The sequence below is a fragment of the Streptomyces sp. MnatMP-M17 genome (assembly GCF_900091995.1).
Classification (GTDB): Bacteria; Actinomycetota; Actinomycetes; order Streptomycetales; family Streptomycetaceae; genus Streptomyces.
Genome location: NZ_FMDK01000614.1, coordinates 1 through 6,449, shown reverse-complemented (window position 1 = coordinate 6,449; position 6,449 = coordinate 1). Strand labels below are relative to the sequence as shown.

The following is a 6,449-nucleotide window of genomic DNA, read 5'->3' as shown; positions in this document are numbered from 1 at the left end:
CAGCCGATGGAGGCGTCTCGCGCCGCCGGCCAGTGCACGTTGGGGAAGCACCTGACCAGGTACCTGAGTGGGTGGAACTCATCCTGTCGCCGAGGGCGGCACTGATCGAGCTCGGCTTCCGGTGCAGGTCTTGCGGTAGGGAATTCCCGGGAGGAACTCCCGCCATTCCCTGGGTGTGAGGTCGCGGGCGACGGAAGCGCAGAGTTGCGCTTCGGTGTGCCGCGGTTCGATGTTCCACAGCATGGCGGTGTGGTCGTCACTGCCGGTGGCCAGAGTGCGGCCGTCGGGGCTGAACTCCACGGAACGGACTTGCCGGGTGTGGCCGGCGAGTGTCGCCAGTTGGCTGCGCCGGGCGAGATCCCAGAGCACTACCGTTGTATCTGCGCTGGCGGTGGCCAGGGTGCGGCCGTCCGGGCTGAACGCCACGGCGAGTGCGGGCCCGGTGTGACCTCCAAGGGTCGCCAGGCGCGTGCCGTGGGCGACGTCCCACAGTGTGACTGTCTGGTCGATGCTGGCAGTGACCAGAGTGCGGCCGTCGGGGCTGAACGCGACTGCTCTGATGGCCCTGGTGTGGCCGGTGAGGGTGGCTCGGCGGCTGCGCTTGGACACATCCCACAGGATGGCGCTCCCGTCGCGGCGGGCGGTGGCCAGGGTATGACCGTCGGGACTGAACGCGACGGCGTTGGATGCCGCTCGGGTGTCGATGGTGGCCTGTTGGGCGTGCTTGACGGTATTCCACAGCTTGATCGTTCTGTCCGAGCCGGCGGTGGCCAGGGTGCGGCCGTCGGGGCTGAAGGCGACGGCCATCACGCGGTCGGTGTGCCCGGTGAGTCTGACGGGGGAGGAGCCGGCCGCCGGATTCCAGAGTGTGAGCGTGTAGTCGCGGGCACGAGGAGGGTGCTGGGCGGTGCCGGTCGCGGTGGCCAGGGTACGTCCGTCGGGACTGAACGCGACGGCATTGACGGGCCCGGTGTCACCGTCGAGCGTGGTCTTACGGGTGCGGCCTCCGACGTCCCAGAGTACGGCGGTTCCGTCATCGCCGGCGGTGGCCAGGGTCCGCCCGTCCGGGCTGAACGCGACCTTGTTCACGCGGTCGGCGTGTCCGGCGAGCGGGATCCGTGTGGGATCCCACAGGACGACCGTTCCGTCCTCCCCGGCCGAGGCGAGAAGGTGACCGCGCGGATCGAACGCGAGCGTATAGAGATTGCTGGTGTGTCCGGTGAGGATCGCTCTGCGGATATGGCGGTCGGCGTCCCACAGCATGACGGTGTTGTCGTGCCCGGTGGTCGCCACGGTGCGGCCGTCGGGGCTGTAGGCGATGGCCCGGACTTGTCCGCTGTGCCCGGTGAGGGTGGCCTTGCGGGTGTGGCGCCCGACATCCCAGAGTATCGCCGTCTGGTCCTGGCTGGCGCTGGCCAGCGTACGGCCGTCGGGACTGAAGGCGATGGCGTCGACGGATTGGGTGTGGCCGGTGAGCGTGGCCAGCCGAGCACCGGTCGCGGCATCCCACAGCCCGATGGTCCCGTCGCTGCCGGCGCCGGCCAGCGTGCGGCCGTCCGGGCTGAACGCCACCGCGTTCACAAAGCCGGTATGGCCGGAGAGGGGCAACCGCATGGATCGGCGTTCGGTGTCCCACAGCATCACAGTGCCGTCGCTGCTGGCGCTGGCTATGGTTCGGCCGTTGGGAGCGAACGCGATGTCCTCGACCTTTTGGGTGTGCCCGGTCAGAGTCGCCACTTTCCTGCGTGCCGGGACGTCCCACAGCACCACGTTCTTGTCGTCTCCTCCGGTGGCCAGCAGGCGGCCGTCGGGACTGAACTTCACCGTTCGCAGCCAGGTGGCATGGCCTCTGAGCGTGGCCAGTTGACGACGACGTTGTGCGTCCCACAGCCTCAGGGTCTGGTCCCGGCTGACGGTGGCAAGAACACCATCAGGGCTGAAGGCGACCTCGGAGACGGCGTCGGTGTGTCCGGCGAGTTCGGCTCGGTAGTACTCGTGGGCGGACATCGTCAGCAGCGCGCCGCGTGCCTCGGGTGTCGGCGCGACGCGGTATGCCTCCACACTGAGCAACATCGCTGTGCCCGGCCGTGACTCGGCCAGTCCCAGCGCCTGCGCCGCCAGTTGGCGGGAGACCGCGACCCGGTGGGCCTGCACGGCGTCCTGACGCTGCTGAACGGCGACCACGCTGATACCCGTGACCACCAGCAGCATCATCGCGAGGCCGGCGGCAAGGTAGCGCAGCTGGCGGTTGCGCCGTGCGGTCACGGCGCGCTCCTGCTCACGCAGGCCGACGCTGGCGTCGAGAAAGGCACGCTCCGGCGCATTGAGGCTGTCCCGGTTTCCCTCCCGGGCTGCCCAGTCGCAGGCGACAGCCAGCCGTACGCCTCGGTACAGCGCACCCGCATCCCGGTCCAGCTCCTCCCACACACCGGCGGCCTCGGTGAGCCGCCGCTGTAGGCGCAGACCTTCGCGGTCCTCCTCGATCCACGCGACCAGTCGGGGCCAAGCGGTGATCAGGGCCTCGTGGGCGAGGTCCACGGTGTCGTCGTCGAGGATGACGAGCCGGAAACGGGCGAGGCGCTCCAGGACCAGGGCGGTGTCATCGGGCCGGCCGGTGTCGAGTTCGCTGCGGGCAGCAGGACGGCGGGTGTCCTGCGCTCTCTCACCCGGGATGATCAGGCGCAGCAGAATACGCCGGGCGGCATTGGCCTGATGAGGCGTCAGGCGGGTGTAGAGGTCTTCAGCGGTCTTCGCGATGGCGCCACGCAGGCCACCCGCGGCTTCATAGCCGGCCTCGGTCAGCGCACGGCCGCGGCGGCGGCGCCAGGTCTCCAGGAGTACGTGCGACATGAGCGGCAGCCCACCCGGCTCGGCCTCGACCTCGTCGATGATCCTCGCGGTCAGGGTGCGCTCGACAATCAGGCCCGAGGCCGCCGCCGGTTTCACGATCGCCTCGCGCAGCTCGGCCGGACTCATAGGACCGACCAGCAGACTCGCGTCGCGTAAGGCCAAGGCGAGTTCCCCGTACTCGGCACAGCGCCCGTAGAAGTCCCCGCGTACGGCGATGATGACGCGTAATCGGCTGTCCGGCCGCCGGGCAGTGAGCAGCAGGTCGATGAACTCTCCGCGCTCAGTGGCGTCATGGCAGAGAGTGAACACTTCTTCGAACTGGTCGACGACGATGACCGTGTCGCCGGGAGTGTCCTTCGGCACGAGCAGGTCCGCGTGAGTGCGCACCGGGTGCTCGCCGGGCGTGAAGATCACGACCGCCGCGGGGCGCTCACGCGGTTCTTCGGTGTGCTGAAGCAGGGGGATCAACCCGGCACGCAGCAGGGAGGACTTACCGCTGCCCGAGGGACCGGCCACGGCGATGAACCGCCGCTCGCGCACCAGCTCCGCCAAGTCGCCGAGAAGCTGGTCCCGGCCGAAGAAACGTTCCCGGTCGCCCGACTCGAACCGGGCCAACCCCTGATACGGCGGCGCGTCGTCGTCATCGGCCGCCCCCAGAGCCGCGTCCTCAGCCGCCAGGTGCCAGCGCCGCTCCCACTCCTCACGGTCCCCGCCGCAGGCCTCGACGTAGGCCAAGGCCACCTGCAACGTGGGCAGTTGCTCGCCCGATGCGGCCCGCGACAGCGTAGGGACCGTGTAAGGCGTACGCCGCGACATCACCCGGTAGGTGACACCACCCGCCTCCTGCCGAAGCTTCCGCAACTCGAACGCGAAACGCTGCACCGGACCGGCACTTGGATCGAGCGGGCGCTCCTGACGGCCCATACAGGTTCCACCTCCAGCGCATACGGGCACCAGGATAGGGCGGCACTGCCCCTATGCCACGTATCCTGGTCACGCCCCCTCTGGAGCGGCCGGGTTCACCGGAGTCGCCGTAGGCGTTCTCGCCATCTTCAGTTCGAGTAACGCTCGTTCGTCTCAACGAGCCGGGCGAGGTTTGCCAGTGCCATGCGCGTGCCCGTCTCGTTGTCGGCGGCGGGCACGGCGTCGGGGATCCCTTCGTGTACGACGAGGACTTCAGTGCCGCCGTCCGCCTCGGTGAGCGTGGTCGTCATCGTCATCGTGCCGTGAAGCGCGGGATCCGCGGTCTCGAACTCGGACACTTCGACCACCTGCTCGTTCGGCACGAGCTTCACGAAGTGGCCGTGGTACGTGTCGGTATGTGAGGCCGACTTGCCGGTGGCATCCGGCGCGTCGTAGGTGAGCGAGACACGGAACCGTCCACCTTCGCGGGCATCGAATTCATGCACGTGGCTGCTCATACCGGCCGGCACCCGCCATACCGCGATCGCGTCCGCGTCCAGCAGCGCCCGGTATACGGCCGGACGCGAGGCATTCACATGCCGGGAGACCTGCGTCGAGTACATGGAGTCAACATAGCGCTCGGGTACTCCTGCCCGGGAGGTCCGGCGACCGGTGCCGAAGGAACGGGATGCTTGCGGGTGATCGCCTCTGCTTCGATGTCGATGCCGGGCAGCAGCCGGGCGCGGCACCACGACCATCTCCTGCTACTGAGCGACCCGTGCCAGGCCCGGGGGCGGAGCCACGGTCACCGCACCGCCCGCCCTCGGGCTGTCCCGACCGCAGACCGCCCGGAGGAGCCGTCCGCCATGTCACCGACCAGACCGTCCGGACCGACCAGACCGACCGGACCGTCCGGACCCCGCCGGCGTACCGGCGTCGCCTTGCTGGTCCTCCTGTCGCTCGTCCTCGCGGCTGCCGCCGCCTGGACGCTGAGCGGCGCAGCTGAAGCTGTTTTCCGTACAGCCCTCGTTCTCCCGCGCGCGTCGGGCGAACCGGGAAGCGGATCAGGCCCGGTGCTGATTACGCAGCGCCGGGCCTGACCTGGTGTTTCATCCGCTGCGGTGGCGGGATTTGAACCCGCGAACCCTTCGTCCCGCACTACCGGCGGGACGGTTCAGCGGTTACGCCGGGTCGATACGGGAGACGGTGCCGCCGATGGCGAGTACGTACAGTTCGCCGTTGCCGCCCTCGACGAACGAGATGACCTCGCCGCCGTTGACTCCGAGGTCGCTCTCGCCGGTCACCGTGCCGTTCTCCATCTTCAGAGTGCGGACGGTGCCGTCGCAGTAGTCGCTGAACACGTACTGCCCTTTGAGGGCCGGGATCGCCTTGCCGCGGTAGACGAATCCGCCGGTAACCGAGCAGCCCAGCCCGTTACGGCCGTACTCGTGGACCGGCGGCACATGGTTCGCGGGCTCTATGCCGCCGCGGAAGGAATGATTGCCTTCCATCTCGGACCAGCCGTAGTTCTCGCCGCCCTTGCTGGCCGCGGGGGCCCAGTCGATCTCCTCCCAGTCGCTCTGGCCCACGTCGGCGATCAGCAGGTCGCCCGTGCCCGCGTCGAAGGAGAACCGCCACGGGTTGCGCAGCCCGTACGCCCAGATCTCGCCCTTCGCGTTCGGGTCGTCCACGAACGGGTTGTCCTGCGGGATCGCGTACGGCGTGCCGCCGCGCGGATCGATCCGCAGCATCTTGCCGAGCAGTGTGCCGAGGTTCTGCCCGTTGTCGTGCGGATCGCCGCCGGAGCCGCCGTCGCCGAACGCGATGTAGAGATAGCCGTCAGGGCCGATCTTGATGTCGCCGCCGTTGTGGTTGGAGTACGGCTGCGTCTGGGTGAGAACGGTGCGCCGGGTGCTCGGCCGGATCTTGCCGTTCCGTACGGCGAACTCGTCCACGGTGCTGGTGCCTTCGAGGTCCGTGAACGAGATGTAGAAGTGCGCGAACTTCTTGTCGAACGCGATGCCCAGCAGGCCGCGTTCGCCGTCGGTGGTGGTCTCGTCGGAGATGTCGAGGACGGGCGCGCCGAGCCCCTGAGCGCCCAGGACCCGTACGGTGCCCGCGCGTTCGGCTATCCAGACCGTGCCGCCGGGCCCGGCGGTGCCGGCTATCGGATTCTGGGCTGTGGCCACTTTCGTGAGCCCAACCTCCGCCGCCTGACGTGAGGCGGCGGGCTCGTCGGCGGACGCCGTGGTCAAGGCGAGTGAAGCGATGAGGCAGATGGTGCCGATGATCGCCGAGCTTCTGGTGCGAACTTTCACCGTGACCCTCCTGGAGGCGGTGAGTGGGGGGAACCCGGCTGCTAGGGCGGAGTTGTGTGGGCGTCGCCCGTGCCAGCACGCAACCTGGGTGGGGGAGTGTGTGCCGCTGGCCACGGATGAGGATACAGGGACGGGACGGTTTGGCGTAGACCAATGCTTCAGCCGCGGGGACATGTGGCGCATTGCCATACGTGTGAGGGTTGACTTCAAGCGCTTCACGTATCGGAGGCTTCCCGCAGGGCAGCAGCAACCGGAGAGCAAGCAGTGGCTCCGACCGTTCAGGAGATGGCGCGACGGTCGGGTTTCAGCTAGGGTCTTTCGTTTGGATCTTGCCGGGCTCGCGTGCCCGCAGTGACATCAGCCGCTGCCGCGGCGGGC

Annotated in this window: 3 protein-coding genes; all 3 read right to left on the bottom strand. The window is 68.7% G+C overall.

Going from position 1 to position 6,449, the window contains the following annotated elements; all coding sequences use genetic code 11:
- Nucleotides 1–78: 78 nt before the first annotated feature.
- A complete protein-coding gene (locus GA0115259_RS26045; RefSeq protein WP_093601536.1) occupies nucleotides 79–3,774 on the bottom strand; it encodes an nSTAND1 domain-containing NTPase in 3,696 nt (1,231 codons plus the stop codon).
- 128 nt (nucleotides 3,775–3,902) lie between these two features.
- Nucleotides 3,903–4,376 carry an SRPBCC domain-containing protein gene (locus GA0115259_RS26040; protein WP_093601534.1) on the bottom strand — a complete coding sequence of 158 codons (474 nt, stop codon included), beginning with the start codon at nucleotides 4,374–4,376 and terminating at the stop codon, nucleotides 3,903–3,905.
- A 558-nt stretch (nucleotides 4,377–4,934) separates the two neighbouring features.
- Nucleotides 4,935–6,071 carry a PQQ-dependent sugar dehydrogenase gene (locus tag GA0115259_RS26035; RefSeq protein WP_093601532.1) on the bottom strand — a complete coding sequence of 379 codons (1,137 nt, stop codon included), beginning with the start codon at nucleotides 6,069–6,071 and terminating at the stop codon, nucleotides 4,935–4,937.
- Nucleotides 6,072–6,449: the final 378 nt, after the last annotated feature.